The following is an 18,105-nucleotide window of genomic DNA, read 5'->3' as shown; positions in this document are numbered from 1 at the left end:
CGAGCGGCCGGCCGCCGCAGCCCGACCGCAGACGCCCCCCGGCGCACCGCCGGGGGGCGTCTCGCTGCTCAGGCGGCGAGCACCCGCTCGATCTCGGCGAGCTCCGCGTCGTCGAAGTGCAGGTTCGCCACCGCCGAGACGCTGTCCTCGAGCTGGGCGACGCTGCTGGCGCCGACGAGGGCGGAGGTGATCCGCCCGCCGCGCAGGATCCAGGCGATCGCCATCTGCGCCAGGGTCTGCCCGCGGCCCTGCGCGATCCCGCTCAGCGTCCGCAGCCTGCCGAGGAGGTCCTCGGTGAGGCGGTCGGGGCCGAGGAAGGGGCTGCTCCCGGCGGCGCGGGAGTCGGCGGGGACGCCGTCGAGGTAGCGGCTGGTCAGCAGCCCCTGCGCCAGCGGGGAGAACGCGATGCTGCCGGCGCCCACCTCGTCGAGCACGTCGAGGAGGCCGTCCTCCACCCAGCGGTCGAGCATGGAGTAGCGCGGCTGGTGGATGAGCAGCGGGGTGCCGAGGCCGGCGAGGATGCGGGCCGCCTCACGGGTCTGCTCGGCGCTGTAGTTGGAGACGCCCACGTAGAGGGCCTTGCCCTGCTGCACCGCGGAGTGCAGCGCCCCCATCGTCTCCTCCAGGGGGGTGTCGGGGTCGGGGCGGTGGGAGTAGAAGACGTCGACGTGGTCCAGGCCGAGCCGCCCGAGGCTCTGGTCGAGGCTGGCGAGGAGGTTCTTGCGCGAGCCCCACTCCCCGTAGGGGCCGGGCCACATGTGGTAGCCCGCCTTGGTGGAGATGATCAGCTCGTCGCGGTAGGGGCGGAAGTCGCGGGCGAGGTGGGCGCCGAAGTTCACCTCCGCCGACCCCGCCGGCGGGCCGTAGTTGTTCGCCAGGTCGAAGTGGGTCACCCCGAGGTCGAAGGCGCGGCGCAGGATCGCGGCCTGCGTCTCCAGGGGCTTGTCGTCGCCGAAGTTGTGCCACAGACCGAGGGAGACCGCCGGCAGGCGCAGCCCGCTGCGGCCGAGGCGGCGGTAGGGCATGGAGTCGTAGCGGTCGTCGAGGGCGACGTGGGGCACGGGGAGCCTCCTGCTGGGCTTGATCGGCCGCCGACGCTACCGGAGGGCCCCTGCCGGAGGGTGGTCCTGCTGGACCCAGGCTCGGCGGCCCCCGGCGGGCCCGGCCGTCGCCGTCCACGCGCATCGAGGCGCCCGCGGTGAGGGCGACGAGCGCGTCGTGGGTGGTGGGGCGGCCGCGCGAGTGGTCTCATGGTCAACTAGCTCTTAACGCTGAGTAGAGTCACTATGACTCTCTGCTAGAAGATGCACCGAGGAGGACGGCATGCGCCGCGACCGGAAGACGACGGGCCCCCGCCGCCGCGCAGCGGCCCGGCTCGCCGCCGTGCTGACCGCGGGGCTGCTCACCACGACGCTGTCGGTGGCCCCCGCCGCCGCCGAGGACCCCGAGCAGATCGCGTGGAACGACCTGCTGCCGGGGCTGGAGCAGGGCTACGACCCCTCCAGCTCCGACGTCTGCCGCTCCGGGCGCCTCAAGTGCGTCGACGCGGTCATCCGCGAGATGGAGCGGCGCTGGAAGCCGCTGAGCTCCGGCTGCGACCACCGCGCCGTCTTCTCCCTCCTCTACCTGCGCACCACCGAGGCGTACCGGGAGGCCGTCACCACGCCGGGGTTCTTCGACGACCCGGCCTTCCTCAACCACTACGACGCCGTGTTCGCGAGCTACTACTTCGAGCAGGAGGACCTCTGGTACTCCGGCCGGCGCTCGGAGGTCGCCCCGGCGTGGCGGGTCGCGTTCGAGACGGCCGAGCAGCGGGGCGCCACCGGCAGCGGCGACATGCTGCTGGGGATGCACGGCCACATCAACCGCGACCTGCCGTTCGTGCTCGCCGAGATCGGTCTCGTCGCCCCCGACGGCACGAGCCGCAAGGCGGACCACGACCGGGTCTACGAGTTCCTCAACAGCTCCGGGCAGGCATCGGTGGCCGAGGTCGCCCGTCGCTACGACCCGACCATCGACGACCGGGACGTGCCCGGCACCACCCTCGACCAGACCGCCGTGTTCCAGGTCATCCAGGTGTGGCGGGAGCGGGCGTGGCGCAACGCCGAACGGCTCGTCGCCGCGCGCGCGCTGGGCCCCGCCGCGTACGCGGCGGTCGCCGAGGAGATCGAGCAGACCGCCGGCGCGGAGGCGCGCACCCTGGCCGCCGCCACCGGGAACACCACCTCCCCGGAGGGCCCGGCCCAGCGCCAGGCGTGGTGCGCCGAGCACCACGACGACAGGTGAGCCCCTCGCCGGACCCCGCGGAACCCGACGCGACCCGGCCCGACGCCGCCCCCCTGCTCGACGACCTCGACGAAGTGGTGTTCCGCACCGACGCAGCGGGGAACTGGACGTTCCTCAGCTCGGCGTGGACCCGCCTGACGGGTTTCACCGTCGAGGAGACCCTCGGCACGAACTTCCTCGACTACGTCCACCAGGACGAGGTGGAACGGACCCTGGCCCTCTTCGGGGCGGTCGTCTCCGGCGGCGCCGTCCACTGCCACCACGAGGGCCGCTACCGCACCTCCGCCGGCGGCTACCGCCACGTGCGGCTGCGGGCGAAGGTCCTGCGCGACGAGCAGGGCGGTGTCGTGGGCAACGTCGGAACCCTCGTCGACGTCACCGCCGAGCGCCTCGGCGCGCAGGCGGCGGCGGAGCACGCCCACCTGCTGGAACTGGTCGCCGCCGGGGGCGCCGCCTTCGACGACCTGCCGATCGGGGTCGTGGAACTGGCCCCGGACCTGCGCGTGCGCCGCTGCACCCCCGCGCTGCGGCAGCTCATCGGGCCCGCGGTGGAGGGCGGCGCGCCCCTCAGCAGGCTCGGGGACGTGCTGCGCCCCACCGGCGGCGGCCCCGTGCTGCTCGGCCCGCACGGCATGGTGGCCACCGCGGCGGCGACCGGGCGCGCCCAGCACGCGGACCTGGCGTTCCGCAACCGCGCAGGGGGCGAGCACGAGTTCCGGGTGACCGTCCTGGCCCTGCAGTCCGCCCAGGAGCGCGTCCTGACGCTGGTGCTGCAGGACGTCAGCGAACGCCGGCGCGCGGAACGGCAGCAGAGCGCCGTCTCGGAGCTCGGGGGGCTCGCGCTGGCCGGGATGGACCTGCCCGACCTGTTCGCCCGCACCGCCGCCGCAGTGCGGGGGGTGCTGGGCGTGACCCACTGCGAGGTCCTCGAACGGGCGGACGACGAGGGCACGCTGCTCACCCGGGCCACCAGCGGCTGGGCCGCGCCCGACTTCCCGCACGTCCTGGACCGGGCGGAGCTGGAGGGCACGATCGTGCCGGCGGGGGATGCCGCGTCCCTGCTGTGCGACCTCACCGCCACCGTGCACCACTCGGAGGAGCGGCGGCGCGCGCTGGCGTGGTGGCGCAGGCGCGGCATCGCCGGCACCGCGGCCGTGGTCGTCGGCGGGACCGCGTCCTGCTTCGGGTTCCTGTGCGTGCAGACGACGACACCGCGCGCCTTCACCGCCGACGAGGTGGCGTTCATGTCGTCGGTGGCGCACGTGGTGGCCGCGGCCGTGGAGCGGCGGCGCACGGAGGAGTGGATCCGCCACCGGGCCCTGCACGACCCGCTCACCGGCCTGGCCAACCGCGTCCTGCTGCACGACCGGCTCCACCACGCCCTCGCGGCGCAGCAGCGCGACGGCAACCGGCTTGCCCTGCTGCTCGTGGACCTCGACCGGTTCAAGGAGGTCAACGACACCCTCGGCCACGACGTCGGGGACCGGGTGCTGCAGGTGGTGGCCGAGCGGCTGCGCCAGCAGTTCCGCGAGACGGACACCGTCGCCCGCCTCGGTGGTGACGAGTTCGCCGTCCTGCTCGACCCCGTCTCGGGCCGGCGGTACGCGGAGCGGCTGGCGGCGGAGCTGCGCAAGCAGATCCGCAGGCCCATCGCCGTGGAGGGGCTCACCCTGCACCTGGAGGGCAGCGTCGGAGTCACCCTCGCCCCCGACCACGGGGAGGAGCCGGTGGGGCTGCTCAAGCGCGCCGACGTGGCGATGTACCGGGCGAAGCAGCACGGCACGGGCGTGGAGACGTACGAGGCCGACGCCGACCTGAACCGCCCCGAGCGGCTCGGGTACGGCGGCGCCCTGCGGGAGGCGCTCGACTGCGGGCAGCTGCAGGTGCACTACCAGCCCAAGCGGGACCTGCGCACGGGGGAGCTGGCGGGGGTGGAGGCGCTGGCGCGCTGGCAGCACCCGACGCAGGGGCTCATCCCACCGGACAGCTTCATCCCGCTGGCCGAGCAGACCGGCCTCATCCGTCCCCTCACCGCGCACGTCCTCGCCGCGGCGCTGGAGCAGGCGGCGCGCTGGGCGGCGGCCGGGTTGCGGCTGCACGTGGCGGTGAACGTCTCGGCGCGCAGCCTCCACGACGGTTCCCTGGTGGACGAGGTCGTGCAGCAGCTGGAGCAGACCCGGACCCCGGCCTCGGCGCTGGAACTGGAGCTCACCGAGAGCGCCGTGATGTCGAACCCGGAGCAGGCGATGGCGGTGGCGGCGCGGCTGCGGGAGCTCGGGGTGCGGATGGCGCTGGACGACTTCGGGACGGGCTACTCGTCCCTGGCGTACCTGCGCGACCTGCCCGTCGACGTCCTCAAGATCGACCGCAGCTTCCTGCAGGACCTGTCCACCAACTGTCGCAACGTCTCGATCGTGCGCTCGGTGATCGACCTGGGGCACAACCTGGGCATGCGGGTGGTGGCGGAGGGGGTGGAGACCCCCGAGGCGCTGGACCTGCTGCAGGACCTCGGGTGCGACCAGGGGCAGGGGTACCTGTTCGGGCGGCCGGTGCCGGCCGCCGACCTGGTGCACCCCTGACCTGAGCTTCCCCTGGCCGCGTTCCCGCCCGCCCCCGTCCGGGGACCGGAGCGGGCGGGAACGCGGTTCCGGCGCAGCCGGTCGGGTCAGGAGGCGACCGCGAGCCGCTCGGCGGCCGGCAGGTCGATCCGGGCGGGGCCCGGCCGCGCTCCCGGGACGGTGCCCGGCTCCGGCCGGGTGGGCGTCGCCGTGGGGGTGGCGATGTGCCGCCCGTAGGCCGGGGTCGTGAAGAAGGGCACGAACTCCTCGGCGGTGGAGACCTGCAGGAACAGCTCGACCGCGTCGGGCAGGTGCTCCCCGGCCTCCCCCTGCCGGCGCAGCCGGGCGGCCTCGGCGTCGACGAGCTCCTCGACCAGCCCGCGGCCGACGCGGGTGCCGTCGTCGAGGACGGCGCGGGCCCGGACCTGCTGCCACACCTGGGACCGGACGATCTCCACCGTCGCGGCGTCCTCCATCAGGGAGTCGACCGTCACCGCCCCCGAGCCGGCCAGCCACGCCTGCAGGTAGCGCAGGGCCACGGAGATCCCGCTCCGCAGGCCCGCCGCGGTGGGCTGTCCCGGCGCGGAGGCGAGGTCGAGCAGGTCCGCGGCGGTGACGTCGACGTCGCAGCGGCGCCGCAGGAGCTGGTTGCGCCGGGAGCCGAGCGCCTGGTCGAACACCTCCCGGCAGGTGGCGACCAGGCCGGGGTGCGCCACCCAGGAGCCGTCGAAGCCGTCGCGGGCCTCCCGCTCCTTGTCCCCGCGCACCCTCTCCAGGGCGGCGCGGGTGCGCTCGGGGTCGCGGCGGTCGGGGACGAACGCGGCCATGCCGCCGATGGCGTGGGCGCCGCGCCGGTGGCAGGTGCGGACGAGCAGTTCCGTGTAGGCCCGCAGGAAGGGGGTCTCCATCGTGAGCGAGGAGCGGTCCGGCAGGACGTGCTGCTCCGGTGCGGCGGAGAACGTCTTGAGGACGGAGAACAGGTAGTCCCAGCGCCCGGCGTTGAGTGCGGTGGCGTGCGGGCGCAGCTCGTAGAGGATCTCCTCCATCTCGAACGCCGCCGGCAGGGTCTCGACGAGGACGGTGACGCGCACCGTGCCGGCCGGCAACCCCAGCAGTTCCTGCGCGCGCAGCAGGAGGGTGTTCCACAGCCGCGCCTCGGCGGCGCTCTCCAGCTTCGGCAGGTACAGGTAGGGGCCGCTGCCCCGCTCGAGCTGGCGCCGCGCGCAGTGGAACAGGTACAGGCCCGCGTCCACGACGGAGGCCGACAGCGGGCGGCCGTCGATCCAGAGGTGCTTTTCCACCAGGTGCCAGCCGCGGGGGCGGACGTGGATGGTGGGCAGGTGCTCGCCGAGTTCGTAGCGCCTGCCGCTCTCGTCGGTGAAGTCGATGCGCCGGTCGAGCGCGTCGACGAGGTTGAGCTGCCCTTCGACGACGGCGCCCCACGTCGGGGTCGTGGCGTCCTCGAAGTCCGCCATCCAGCCGTCGGCGCCGGAGTTCAGGGCGTTGACGGTCATCTTCCGGGTGGGCGGTCCGGTGATCTCGACCCGCCGGTCGACGAGGTCGGCCGGTGCGGGCGGCACCGACCACGTCGGGTCGTCGCGGATCCACTGCGTGTCGCGCCGGAAGTCGAGGGACTCCTGCCCGAGGCCGATGCGGCGGCGCCGTTCGCGGCGGGTGCGCAGCAGTTCCTCGCGGCGGGGGGCCACGACGTCGTCGAGGACGCCGAGGAACTCACACGCGGCGGGGGTGAGGATCTCCTCGTAGCGGGGCCCGAGGGGAGCGTGGACCTGGACGTCGGCGGGAGGGGTGCGGAGGGTCGGGTGCGTGTCCATCAGAACTGCTCCTCCTCGGTGGATCCGGTCAGGGCCAGGGTTCCGCTGGTGGGGTTGAGCGCGGTGGCGACGCGGTCGAAGTAGCCGGTGCCGACCTCCGCCTGGTGCTTGACGGCGGTGTAGCCGTCGGCTGCCATCGCGAACTCCCGCTCCTGCAGCGCCACGTAGGCGGGCATCCCGGACTCGGCGTAGCCGCGGGCGAGGTCGAACATCGAGGCGTTGAGGGCGTGGAACCCGGCGAGGGTGATGAACTGGAACTTGTAGCCCATCGCGGCGAGCTCCCGCTGGAACCGGGCGATCTGGTCGTCGTCGAGGGTGGCGCGCCAGTTGAACGACGGCGAGCAGTTGTAGGCGAGCATCTTGCCGGGGTGCTCGGCGTGGACGGCCTCGGCGAACCGCCGCGCCAGCTCCAGGTCGGGGGTTCCCGTCTCCACCCAGATGAGGTCGGCGTAGGGGGCGTAGGCCAGGCCGCGGGAGATGACGGGTTCGAGGCCGTTGCGCACGGTGAAGAAGCCCTCGCTGCTGCGCTCGCCGGTGCAGAACTGGGCGTCCCGCTCGTCGACGTCGCTGGTGAGCAGGGTCGCGGCCAGGGCGTCGGTGCGGGCGATGACGATGCTGGGCGTCCCGCTGACGTCGGCGGCCAGGCGGGCGGCGTTGAGGGTGCGGACGTGCTGGTTCGTCGGCACGAGGACCTTCCCCCCGAGGTGCCCGCACTTCTTCTCCGAGGCGAGCTGGTCCTCCCAGTGCACCCCGGCCGCACCGGCGGCGATCATCGCCTTCATCAGCTCGAAGGCGTTGAGCGGCCCGCCGAAGCCCGCCTCGGCGTCGGCGACGATCGGCGCCATCCAGTGCGGGGAGCCCTCGGCCCCCTCCGCCCAGGAGATCTCGTCGGCGCGCAGCAGGGCGTTGTTGATGCGGCGCACGACGGCGGGCACGGAGTTCGCGGGGTAGAGGCTCTGGTCGGGGTAGGTCTGCCCGGCGAGGTTGGCGTCGGCTGCGACCTGCCAGCCGGAGAGGTAGATCGCCTCCAGCCCGGCCCGGACCATCTGCACGGCCTGGTTGCCGGTGAGGGCGCCGAGGGCGGGGACGTGGGTGCGGGTGTGCAGCAGTTCCCACAGCCGCTCCGCGCCGCGGCGGGCCAGGGTGTGCTCCTCCTGGATGCTGCCGCGCAGCCGGACGACGTCGGCGGCGGTGTAGGTGCGCTCGATGCCCGCCCAGCGCGGTGAGGTGGCCCACTCCTCCTCGAGCGCCGCCACCTGCGCGGCGCGCACGTCGGCGGGTTCGGTGTGCTCGCGCACCTCGACCCTCACCTGGGTGGTCGCGGGCGCGGGGGTGAGCAGCTCGGTCATGGGAGTCCCTCCTTCGGGAACGGTGGTGCGGTGGAACCACCTTCTTCACCCCAGAACACCCCTGCAAGGAGGAATCCCCGTGAACATCTGCGTTCCTTCACGTACTGTGCGGCCCATGTCAGAGTTCACGCCCGATGCGCTCCTCGTCGGCCGCCGCGTCCGCCAGCTGCGCAAGGCTCGGGGATGGACGCTGCAGGACCTCGCCGCGCGGGTGGAGCGCGCACCGTCGGCGCTGTCCATGCTGGAGAACGGCCGTCGCGAGCCGAAGCTGTCGCTGCTGCACGCCCTGGCCGACGCCTTCGCCGTCACCGTGGCAGACCTGCTCGGCGCCGGGCCCCTCGACCGCCGGGCGGCGCTGGAGGTGGAGCTGCAGCGCGCGCAGGACACCTCGGCCTACCGCTCCCTCGGCCTGCCGCAGGTGCGGCCCGGACCCCGCCTGCCCACCCCGGTGCTGGAGGCGCTCGTCGGTCTGCACGCCGAGCTGAACCGGCAGGCGACCGCCCACCTCGCCACCCCGGAGGAGGCCCGCCGCGCGAACACGGAACTGCGGGCCCTGATGCGCGAGCGCGACAACTACTTCGGGGAGGTCGAGGCCGCCGCCGCCGACGTGCTGCGCGCCGCCGGGCACGCCGGTGGCCCTCTCACCGAGCGCGACATCACCGCCATCGCCGCCCGCCTCGGCTACACCCTCCACCGCGAGGCCGACCTGCCCCACGCGGCCCGTTCCGTCATCGACCTCAGGCACCGGCGGATCTTCCTGCCGCACCCGCGCGACGGCCGCGGCCACGGCCGGCGCCAGGTGGCGCTGCAGGCCCTGGGGCACATCGTCCTCGGCCACTCCGAGCCCGACGGCTACGCCGGGTTCCTCCGCCAGCGGGTCGAGGTGAACTACTTCGCGGCCGCCGTCCTCGTCCCCGAGGTGCACGCCGTGAGGTTGCTGCAGGCCGCGAAGGCGGAGCGCGACATCGCCGTGGAGGACCTGCGCGACGCGTTCGCCGTCTCCTACGAGACCGCCGCGCACCGCTTCACCAACCTCGCCACTCGCCACCTCGGCATCCCCGTGCACTTCATGCGCGTCCACGAGAGCGGCACGATCTACAAGGCGTACGAGAACGACGGGGTGCGCTTCCCCACCGACGTCACCGGAGCCATCGAGGGACAGCCCGTGTGCCGGCACTGGACGGCCCGCGCCGTCTTCGCCAGGCCCGAACTGCACGGGGCGTACCAGCAGTACACCGATACCTCCAGCGGCACCTACTGGTGCACCGCCCTCGTGGAGCCGGCCGCGCAGGGGGACTTCTCGGTCTCGGTGGGGGTTCCCTACGCGCACGTGAAGTGGTTCCGCGGCAAGGAGACCCGCGAGCGCGACACCTCCCGGTGCCCGGAGGAGTCGTGCTGCCGGACTCCTCCCGCCCAGCTGCGCAGGCAGTGGGAGGGCTCCGTGCTGGCCAGTGCCCGCGCCCACACCCACCTGCTCGCCGCGCTGCCCCCGGGCACGTTCCCGGGCGTCGACGACACGGAGGTCCTGCGCTTCCTGGAGGCGCGCGCCCGGGAGTGGGACCCCGCCGGGGAGCCGACCGCCGCGGGTGGCTGAGCGCGGGGCTCAGGCCATCCAGCCGAACAGGTGCTCCCCGGCCAGCAGCACCAGCGCGCCCCCGGCGACGGTGGCCGGGGGCACGGCCAGCGTCCAGAGCGGCCGGTCCCGCAGCAGCCGCACGGCGAGCACGAGCAGCGCCCCCCACACCCCCCAGAGCAGCGCCACCCCGTACCAGGGGGCCACCAGGCCGGCCAGCAGGTAGGGCACGCCGAGCGCGGCGTGGACGGCGAGGGCGAGCCAGCCCAGCGCCAGCGCCCACGGCCGGCGCGCCGGGCGGGTGAGGGCGGGTACCCGCGCGGCGAGCAGGGCGGCCGCCAGGGCGAGCGGGAGCAGCGCGAGCAGCCGCGGGGGCGCGGTGGGCAGGGCGTCGGAGACGACCGCCAGGACGGCCGCGCCCAGCGCGAGGGCCGCCGCCCGGCGGGGGGTGCGCAGCGCCGTCGCGGCGGCCGCCACGGCCAGCAGCGCGGCGAGCACCACCACCGCGACTGCGCCGGGCCCGGCCGGGGAGGCGTCCACGACGGTGCGGACCGCGCGCGCGGTGAGGAGGGCGCCGCCGGCCGCGCTGAGGAGGGCCGCGACGACGCCGGGGGCGCGGTCGACGGAGCCCTGGAGCACGGCCACGTCCCACCTCCTCGTGAGCACTCCGACGTTATGACAGCGGGGGTCCGGATGCCCTGCCGAGCCGGTGCCCGGCGCCCGGCCGGCGTCCCGCGGAGCCGGGACCGTTGGGAGGATGCGCGCGTGGCGGCCCCCGCAGACCTCGTCCGGCGCTTCTACGAGACCCGGCGCGGCGGCGACGTCGACGCGCTGCGCGAGTTCCTCGCCCCGGACGTGCGCTGGCGCGAACCCGACGTCGGGGAGCACATGGGGCTGCTGCTCGGGGCGGACGCGGTGCTGGACATGGTCCGCCGGGCCCGCGCCACCACCGGCGGCACCTTCACCCTGGAGGTCGTGGAGGCGGTGCAGACCCGGTGCACCTGCGCCGCCGTCGTCGCCTGGTCCGCGGAGAAGGGCGGGCGGCGCATCGACGGGCGCGAACTGGCCGTCTTCGACGTGGCGGACGGGCGCATCACCGCGGCCGCGTTCCACCCGGAGCGCCTCGCCGACGACGAAGCGTTCTGGGCCTGAGGGGGAGCGGGGGCGTGGACCTGCGTGCGAGCGCCCTCGTCGTCACCGGCTGACCCCGTCCCGGACGGGTCCGCCCGCTCCCGGAGGAGACGGCCGTCAGTTGCGCTCGGCGAGCCAGCCGCGGACGGCGGCCTCCAGGTCCTCCCGCCGCGCCGGGCCGCCGACCAGCCAGGAGCCGCGGTCCTGGTGGTCGACGTCCGTGACCCCGGGGAGGGAGCGCAGCTTCGCGGTCAGGCGGTCCAGGGCGGCGGGGTGCCCTGCCGCCAGGTCCTCGTCCAGCCCGACCTCGGCGACCCAGCCCGCCTCCCGCAGCGCGGGGACGTCCACCTCGTCGACGCCCCACCCGGTGGCGGGAACCTCGCCGGCCTCGCGCCGGACGATCCCCAGGTAGTTCCCGAAGTTCTCCAGCAGCTGGTCGCCGGCGCGTTCCGGCGCCGGCAACCGAGACTGCTGCAGTGCCAGCCGGGCTGCGTAGAACGGGTTGACCTTCAGCAGCGGCCCCTCCACGACGGGCCAGTTCTGATCGAGGTAGGTCGTGCGCTGGCGCGGCTCGTCGGCCACCGACCACCGCACACCCGGCAGGTGCCGGACGAGGACCTCCCCGTAGTAGCGGCACAGGCCGTCGACCAGCCACGCCGACTCGGGGTCGAAGGCGGCCGCGCCGCCCCCGGCGCCGGGCAGGTACCACAGGGGGAGCGGGACGTCCGGCACCTCGCCCGGGACGAAGGAGAGGTGGTCGACGACCCACGGGAAGACCACCGGCAGGCTCTGCGGCGTGAAGTCCAGCGCGTCCACCGGCCCGCCGGCCGCGGCGATCCTCGCCGTGAAGGACTCGAGGATCGCGGCGCCCCCGAGGACCCAGGAGTCGAAGTACTCCTGGGCCGCCTCGCGGGACTCCTTGCTCAGCCGGCGGACGGGCATGTTCTCAGGTCCCTGGGGGGTAGACGGTGAACGGGATGTTCTTGGCCTTCAGCGCCGCGATGATATCCGGGTGGGCGCCCACGCTCCCGTTGTAGCCGTTCGCCAGGAAGTGCCACTCCACCTGCACCCCCTGGGCACGCAGCGCGGCGTCCTTGTCGATCTGCCGGATGATCTCCGCCCGGCGCCGCGGGCTGGCGCCGACGAAACCGGTCTTCACCTCCTTGGCGACCGCGGTGAGCAGGTCGTCGCAGTCGCTGCACGAGTCGATGTGGCGTCCTCGCGAGAAGCCCGGGACCCGCAGGTACCTGGCCTCTCCGCCGTCGGCGGCGCGGAACCAGTCCTCACCGTCGCGCCAGCCGCTGCGGAACCCGGGTGAGCCCGCCACCCGGGCCGCGGAGGCACCGCCGACCATGTCCTGCAGAGCCTTCCAGTCCGTCCTGCCCGAGCTGAGCCGCAGCAGGTCCGCGTCGGAGAAGCCGGCGCGGCCGAGGACGGCCGTGTCGACCCCGCCCGCCTTGAGCGCCGCCTTGACGGCGTCGGCGAGCGCCGAGGAGGACAGCCCGGACGCTGCCGCCACGCTGCTCGCGCCGGCCGGGAACCCGCTCACGGAGGCGCCGGCCACGGCCGCCCCGGACGCCCTGCCCAGGTCCGCGATCGACTGCGCCACCTCGTCCATCTTGTCGGCGTTGCGGGCCACGAACTTGCCCGCCTTGCCGGCGATCGCCGCGGCGTCACCGGCGTAGGGGATGATCCCCACGCCGCTGAAACCCGCTCCGACCCAGTCGCCCCTGATGGAGTTCGCGATGACGTCGCGCAGGTCGGCCACGCCACCGACGAGCCATCCGACGGCGGGGATGAAGGAGAGACCACCGCTCGCGAGGTTCCCGGCCAGCCACGCCAGGGAGTCGATCTGGTGGGCGTCGCCCGCGATCGCGCCGATGGCGAAGTCGCCGGCGTAGCGCCACTTGCTGACCCGCTCGTCGTGGTGCAGCGGGGTGAAGCCCTGGTCGCGGTCGCGGACCTCCTGGTCGTCGCTGAACCCGTCGCCATCGGTGTCGGAACTGCGGGGATCCGTCTGCTCGTCCAGTTCGGTCGAGTCGTCCAGCGGGTCGGAGTCGCTGTTCCCCTGCCAGGCGTCGGAGCCGAAGTCGAGCTCCGCCGGGTCCCCGAGCCCATCGCCGTCGGTGTCGGGCTTGCTCGGGTCGGACCACATCGGGTGCACCACGCCGACGGGGTAGTGCGACTCGGGGTCGCGCACGACGATCGCCTCCCCCGCCTCCTCGCCGTCGCTCATGCCGTCACCGTCGGTGTCGGGGACGAGGGGGTTGGTGATCACGGGTCCGTGCCAGCTCCCGCGGACCCCCTTCTCCTCGGTGCAGTCGGTCAGCCCGTCGCGGTCGGTGTCGACGCCGGTGTCGCCCTGGTCGGTCTCGATCTTCCGGAAGACCTCGGGCAGGTCGGCCGCCGTGGCCACCGGGTAGTACCGGCCGCCGGTCCGCTGCGCGATGCCCTCGAGCAGTGCCGTGTCCACGGAGGAACCCAGCCCGATCGTGTACACGACCACGGACTGCGCGACGGCCTGCTCGGTGAGCGCCTGGGAGTAGGCGCCCTCGCCGTCGGTGAGGAGGATGACGATCTGCGCCCGCCCGTCGAGGTCCTTGGCCGCGAGCTCACGCAGCGCCACGTCCATCCCCGCGCCGATGTTCGTGCCGCCGCTGCTGTTGATGAGGCCGATCGCGGCCTTCACGGCAGCCTTGTCGGTGGTGAGCGGCTGCAGCAGGACGGCCCTGGAGTCGAAGTCGACCACGGCGGCGCGGTCCTCGGCCAGCATGGCGTCGACGAAGCGCTGCGCCGCGGTGCGCCGCAGCCCCTGCGGGTCGTTCGACGTCATCGAACCGGAACTGTCGAGCACCAGGGCGGCGTCGAGCTCGACCGGCGTCCCGCCACCGGTGCGCGTCGAGCACGTCCCCCCGATGGCGGACCAGGTCTGCTTCCAGTTCGCGATGTCGAAGATCGCGTAGATCGACAGGTGGTCCACCGTCACGGTGACGGTGTTCGCGCGCGCGTCGACCTGCTGGGCGGGATCCGCGGCCGCCGGAACCCAGAGGTTGCGGCTCTCGTCGAACCAGAAGACGCGCAGGTCCTGCTCCGCCCCGGGAACGGCGGCCTCGTCGTAGGGCAGCGTGATGCGCGCGGAGACGAGCGCCGGGACGCTCTCCACGGGGAGCGTGAAGTCGACGGGCCGGGTGACCGCTCCGGGCGCGGTGACGGGCGAGTCCACCTGCTTGATCTCCAGGCCGCCGGCGAGGTCACCGCTGCCGGAGAGCGCGATGCTCGTCCCGTCCGGGCGCGACACCACTCCGGTGACGACCTCCCGGCCGTCGGGGGTCCCGTCGCCGTCCGAGTCCGCGACCCGGGGATCGGTGCCCACGCGCAGTTCCGCCGCGTCGTCCAGCCCGTCGCCGTCGGTGTCGGGGCGTGTCGGGTCGGTGCGGTGGCGGTCCGCCTCCGCGGCGTCGTCGAGCCGGTCGCCGTCGGAGTCCGGCTGCAGGTCGTCCGTCGCGAGGACGGCCTCGCGCGCCGCGGTCAGCCCGTCGCCGTCGGTGTCCTCCGCGCCGTCCGGGGTGCCGTCCCCGTCGGTGTCCGCGGTGCCCGGCATCAGGTAGGGGGCTCCCCGCTGGATCTCGACGGCGTCGGGCAGGCCGTCGCCGTCGGTGTCCAGCACCCGGGGGTCGGCGCCGAACGCGAGTTCGACGAGGTTCGAGAGGCCGTCCCGGTCCGAGTCGTCGCCGGGTCCGTACCCCACGCCGGCGGCCTGCAGGACACCGAGAGCCGTGTCCGCGGCCTTGGACCACTGCTCGACGGCGGCCACGGGCTGACCGGCGCGCCAGTGCTCCTGACCCTTCGTCAGGTCGGCGCGAGCCCGGCGCGTCGCGGCGTCCGCCGGCGCGATGCGCTCCGCGTCGCGGACCACGGACTCCGCAGTGCCGTTGTCCGCGGTGAGCAGCGCCGCCGTGGCCTGCTCGAGGACCGGTTGCGGGGTCGCGCCCATCCGTGCCTGCAGCGCAGTCGCGAGGCGCTTGTCGTGCGCGAACACCGAGCGGGCTGCCGACGCGCTGACCGGCCGCCAGCCGTCCAGCGCGTAGGAGGCGCCGTCCGCCGCGTCGGCGCTCACCGCCTCGAGTTCGCCGGGACGCAGCGGGAGGTTCGCGTCGGCGGCCAGGAGCCGTTCCACGAGGGACGTCTTCAGGCTCGTGGCGCGCCCTGCGGCGGGCGCCTCGGCCGACTGCCCGACCCGGTCGCGCCAGTCGTTGCCGACCGCGGAGGCGGGGCCGGCGGCCGTGACGCCGACCGCCGCGGCGAGCGAGGTGGCCACCAGGCGCATCGCCACGCCTCTGCGGACCCCTGCCCGCTCGGAGCGGGTACCTCGGACGAGACTGCGCATCGCGCCTCCCTCTGCACCGCGCCCTCGCCGTCGGGGGCGCACGTGGACGGCGCGGTTCCGTTGTGCCCCAGCGCCAGTCGCCGAGTGTTGCAGCCGGATCCCGTCCCCGGGCCGGAACGGGAACTTCTCCCGGTCGCCCGGCTGGTGGCCGCCCCCGGACGGATGCTCGACATGACGCGGTGTCACCCACCCACCTCGCGCCGTGCGGTCGGCCTCGGCCGTGCCGGCGCCGACGGCCCGGGACCGGGTGCGCTGCCGGGCCGCCGGATCCGCGAGCATGGGGCGATGGACCTGCGCGCGAGTGCCCTCGTCCTCGCGGGCGGCACCGCGGGGACGGCCGCCCGCCACGCCGTCGCCCTGCTCCTGCCGCCGGTGGCGGGCTGGCCCGTGGCGACCACCGCGGTGAACCTCGTGGGCGCCTTCCTGCTGGGGGCACTGCTCGCTGCCCTGGCGCCGGCCGCACCGGACCGCCCGGCCGGAACGGCGCGCCTGCTGCTGGGGACGGGTTTCCTGGGCGCGTTCACCACGTACAGCGCCTTCGCCGCGGAGACGGTGCTGCTCGCCGGAGCGGGTTCCGCGCCGCTCGCTGCGGCCTTCGCCGTCCTCGCCGTCGCCGCGGGGATCGCCTGCGCGGCGGCGGGCGCGGCGCTCACCCGGAGGGTGCGGCGGTGAGCGGCGCGCTGCTGTTCGCCGCCGTGTGCCTGGCCGGCGGTGCCGGGGCAGTGGCGCGCTTCCACGTCGACCGCCTCGTCACCTCCGCGCTGCGCGCCCGGTTCCCCGCGGCGGGGGTTCCCTGGGGCACGCTGGCGGTGAACGTCTCCGGGTCGTTCCTGCTGGGCCTCCTCATCGCCACCGCGGGGGCCGGGGCACCGGGTGCCCTCCTCGCCGTCGCCGGTTCCGGGTTCTGCGGCGGGTACACCACGTTCAGCACCGCGGTCGTCGAGGTGGTGCGCTCGTGGGGGGACGGGGCCCCGCGCCGGGCCGTCGCCCACGCCGCGGCCACCCTGCTCGGCAGCGTCGCCGCCGCGGCGGCCGGCCTGGCGCTCGGCGGCGCGTGAGGGGGTGCGGACCCCGGCTCACCGCACCGAGACGTGCAGATGGTCGAAGTGCCCGCCGGTGACGTCGCCCGGGTCGTACACCCCGCCACCGCCGTAGGGGCGCCACCCGTCCCCGCCGCGGGAGGCCGACCAGATCCGGCCGTACCAGATGACGTAGGAGATGCCGGCCTGCTCCGCGCTGGCGACGAGGTCGGCGGCCAGGGCGTCGCCGCGGGCCTTCTCCGCCGCGCTGGGCATCCGCCCGCCCCGGCCGGGGAAGACGTCGCACGCCTTGCCCTGGGGGTGGTCGCTGGTCGGGTTCCAGGCGTGGGCGTCCCAGCAGGAGGTCGACCAGCCGCGCGCGGCGAGCTGCTGGTAGAGCTGCGCCGTGCGGGGCGTGACGCACCCGCGCCCCGTCGACGGGTCCGGCCGCACGCTGCAGGTCTCGGCCAGCAGCGCCGCCCCGGTGAACAGCCCGCCCCCGCCGCCACTGCCCGCACCCGGCGCGCAGGGCAGGGCCCCCGCGGCGGGCAGCCTCGCCGCGAGCGTCGGGTCCCCGTGGACGGCGGCGACCAGCTCGACGGCCGCGGGCCAGTGCCGCTCGTAGTGGTATGGGTCGGCGTTGCGCTGGGTGCGGTGCGCCGCGAGCGTGGGGGCCAGCGACTCCCACCCCGGAACCCGCTGCAGCGCGCGGAAGAAGCTCGTCGCCGCGGTGCGGGGGGTCATGCGGTCGCTGTAGGAGCCCCAGGCGCCGTTGGCGCGCTGCTGGAACAGGCCCCGGGAGTCCGGCCCCACCGCGTCGCCGCGGTCGAGGTTGCGCAGCCCGGACTCCCCGATCGCGGTCATCACGCCGATGGCCTGGGCGCGCTCGTCCAGGCCCAGCTCCCGCGCGGCGGCGACGATCTCGGCGGCGTTGGACACCTGCTCGGCGGAGAACGACCCGACGCCGGCGGGCGGTGCCCCCGCGGGGACCGCGACCGGGGCGGAGGCGCCGGGCGGCGGCGCGCAGAGCCCTCCGCCGGTCGGTGCGCTGCCCGCGCCCCCCACCATCAGGGTCATCGCCCCGCAGCTCCCGGCGAGCACCAGGACGGCGGCGAGCGAGACCAGGGCCGCGGGCAGCGCGCGGCTCATCGCGGCGGGTCGTAGCGCTCGACCAGCCACCTCCCCTCCGCGCGCGCCAGCGTGACGGCGTGGGGGCCGGCGTCGGTGTCCACGGTGACCACCGCGAGGAAGGCCGTGCTGGCCGGCTCGAGCCGGGCGGAGGCCGCGTCCACGGCGGAGACGGGCACGTTCTCCACGGCGGTCGCGGAGTACACCTCCGCCGCGGCCGGGGTGAAGAACCCCACCACGCCGCGCCACCACTCCTCCTGCGGCAGGTCCTTCCGCGCGAAGGCGCGCAGGAACCCGACCGCCCGGTCGACGGCCTCGCGCGCCTCCTCGGGGGAGGGCTGCTCGACGACCCCCGGCTCGAGCGGGCCGACGCCGTCGAGGGGCGGGGGCGCCGGGGCGGGGGTCAGCGGGGGCAGGGCCGGGTCCGGGAGCGGCAGCGGAGCGCTGCGGCCGGTGGCGGGAGGAGGGCCCTCGCGCCCGGCGCAGCCCGCGACGGGGGCGGTGACCGCGGTGACCGCCAGGACGAGGGCGGCGACGCGGCGCGGGGACGACGGACGGCGCGGCCGGAGCGGCACCGACGGCCGCCCGTCCGCGGTGGAGGGCCCGGCGCCGTCTTCCCGCATTTTGTCGCGAAGCTAGCTGTTACCGTCCGACACGTCCAGTAACCTCGTGAGAGCCATGTGGGTGGGGCGAGGGAGCGGGTGCATCTCCACGGCGAGCCTCGCCGGCCGGCACCCGCACCGGTCCCATGATCTGAGAACGCATTGCCAGTGGTGCGACGATCATGTTCAGTGGGGGCTGGGAGCGTCCCCGTGCAGGCAGGAACGCGCCGGCGGGGAGAG

At 75.1% G+C, this 18,105-nt stretch carries 14 protein-coding genes; 6 read left to right on the top strand and 8 right to left on the bottom strand.

From position 1 onward, the window contains the following. Positions 1-68: 68 nt before the first annotated feature. A complete protein-coding gene (gene mgrA, locus CLV92_RS04670; RefSeq protein WP_104431609.1) occupies positions 69-1,061 on the bottom strand; it encodes an L-glyceraldehyde 3-phosphate reductase in 993 nt (330 codons plus the stop codon). A gap of 262 nt (positions 1,062-1,323) precedes the next feature. Here mgrA and CLV92_RS04665 point away from each other — a divergent pair, with 262 nt between their 5' ends. Together CLV92_RS04665 and CLV92_RS04660 are read left to right on the top strand one after the other, a co-directional pair. Further along, complete coding sequence (locus CLV92_RS04665) at positions 1,324-2,286, top strand: DUF5995 family protein (RefSeq protein ID WP_104431608.1); 963 nt, start codon at positions 1,324-1,326, stop codon at positions 2,284-2,286. Then, complete coding sequence (locus CLV92_RS04660; protein ID WP_158257130.1) at positions 2,283-4,865, top strand: sensor domain-containing protein; 2,583 nt, start codon at positions 2,283-2,285, stop codon at positions 4,863-4,865. Before CLV92_RS04665 ends, CLV92_RS04660 begins: the two co-directional genes overlap by 4 nt. 86 nt (positions 4,866-4,951) lie before the next feature. On the opposite strand, the gene aceB is transcribed toward CLV92_RS04660, so the two are convergent. Both aceB and aceA read right to left on the bottom strand, forming a co-directional pair. Next, positions 4,952-6,676, bottom strand: coding sequence for a malate synthase A (gene aceB, locus CLV92_RS04655; protein WP_104431606.1), 1,725 nt, complete (start codon positions 6,674-6,676; stop codon positions 4,952-4,954). Beyond that, positions 6,676-8,025: an isocitrate lyase gene (aceA, locus tag CLV92_RS04650; protein WP_104431605.1), complete on the bottom strand. Its 1,350-nt coding sequence runs from the start codon at positions 8,023-8,025 to the stop codon at positions 6,676-6,678. The genes aceB and aceA overlap by 1 nt, the downstream gene beginning before the upstream one ends. 115 nt (positions 8,026-8,140) lie before the next feature. Between aceA and CLV92_RS04645 the strand changes: the two genes are divergently transcribed. Next, positions 8,141-9,619 carry a helix-turn-helix domain-containing protein gene (locus CLV92_RS04645; protein WP_104431687.1) on the top strand — a complete coding sequence of 493 codons (1,479 nt, stop codon included), beginning with the start codon at positions 8,141-8,143 and terminating at the stop codon, positions 9,617-9,619. Positions 9,620-9,628: 9 nt separating this feature from the next. Here CLV92_RS04645 and CLV92_RS04640 read toward each other — a convergent pair whose 3' ends face one another. Then, positions 9,629-10,243 carry a hypothetical protein gene (locus CLV92_RS04640; RefSeq protein WP_104431604.1) on the bottom strand — a complete coding sequence of 205 codons (615 nt, stop codon included), beginning with the start codon at positions 10,241-10,243 and terminating at the stop codon, positions 9,629-9,631. 120 nt (positions 10,244-10,363) lie between these two features. On the opposite strand from CLV92_RS04640, the gene CLV92_RS04635 reads away from it, so the two are divergent. Next, entirely contained in the window at positions 10,364-10,750 is a 387-nt protein-coding gene (locus CLV92_RS04635) for a nuclear transport factor 2 family protein (RefSeq protein WP_158257129.1), read from the top strand. Between the two features lie 96 nt (positions 10,751-10,846). Here CLV92_RS04635 and CLV92_RS04630 read toward each other — a convergent pair whose 3' ends face one another. Both CLV92_RS04630 and CLV92_RS21280 read right to left on the bottom strand, forming a co-directional pair. Next, entirely contained in the window at positions 10,847-11,671 is an 825-nt protein-coding gene (locus CLV92_RS04630) for a hypothetical protein (protein ID WP_104431602.1), read from the bottom strand. 4 nt (positions 11,672-11,675) lie between these two features. Continuing rightward, complete coding sequence (locus tag CLV92_RS21280; RefSeq protein ID WP_158257128.1) at positions 11,676-15,116, bottom strand: VWA domain-containing protein; 3,441 nt, start codon at positions 15,114-15,116, stop codon at positions 11,676-11,678. A 285-nt stretch (positions 15,117-15,401) separates the two neighbouring features. Here CLV92_RS21280 and CLV92_RS04620 point away from each other — a divergent pair, with 285 nt between their 5' ends. Together CLV92_RS04620 and CLV92_RS04615 are read left to right on the top strand one after the other, a co-directional pair. Continuing rightward, the gene (locus CLV92_RS04620; protein WP_104431600.1) at positions 15,402-15,788 is read left to right on the top strand and encodes a fluoride efflux transporter FluC; all 387 of its coding nucleotides are present in this window, start codon (positions 15,402-15,404) and stop codon (positions 15,786-15,788) included. Next, positions 15,785-16,174, top strand: coding sequence for a fluoride efflux transporter FluC (locus CLV92_RS04615; RefSeq protein ID WP_211290861.1), 390 nt, complete (start codon positions 15,785-15,787; stop codon positions 16,172-16,174). The genes CLV92_RS04620 and CLV92_RS04615 overlap by 4 nt, the downstream gene beginning before the upstream one ends. Positions 16,175-16,192: 18 nt before the next feature. Here CLV92_RS04615 and CLV92_RS04610 read toward each other — a convergent pair whose 3' ends face one another. Together CLV92_RS04610 and CLV92_RS04605 are read right to left on the bottom strand one after the other, a co-directional pair. Then, positions 16,193-17,284, bottom strand: coding sequence for a VldE C-terminal domain-containing protein (locus CLV92_RS04610; RefSeq protein ID WP_104431599.1), 1,092 nt, complete (start codon positions 17,282-17,284; stop codon positions 16,193-16,195). Beyond that, entirely contained in the window at positions 17,281-17,886 is a 606-nt protein-coding gene (locus tag CLV92_RS04605) for a hypothetical protein (protein WP_104431598.1), read from the bottom strand. The genes CLV92_RS04610 and CLV92_RS04605 overlap by 4 nt, the downstream gene beginning before the upstream one ends. Positions 17,887-18,105 lie beyond the last annotated feature (219 nt).

This window comes from Kineococcus xinjiangensis (genome assembly GCF_002934625.1).
In the GTDB taxonomy this organism is placed as follows: domain Bacteria; phylum Actinomycetota; class Actinomycetes; order Actinomycetales; family Kineococcaceae; genus Kineococcus_A; species Kineococcus_A xinjiangensis.
Note: the sequence above shows the minus strand (reverse complement) of the source record. Positions and strands in the feature narration are given on the sequence as shown.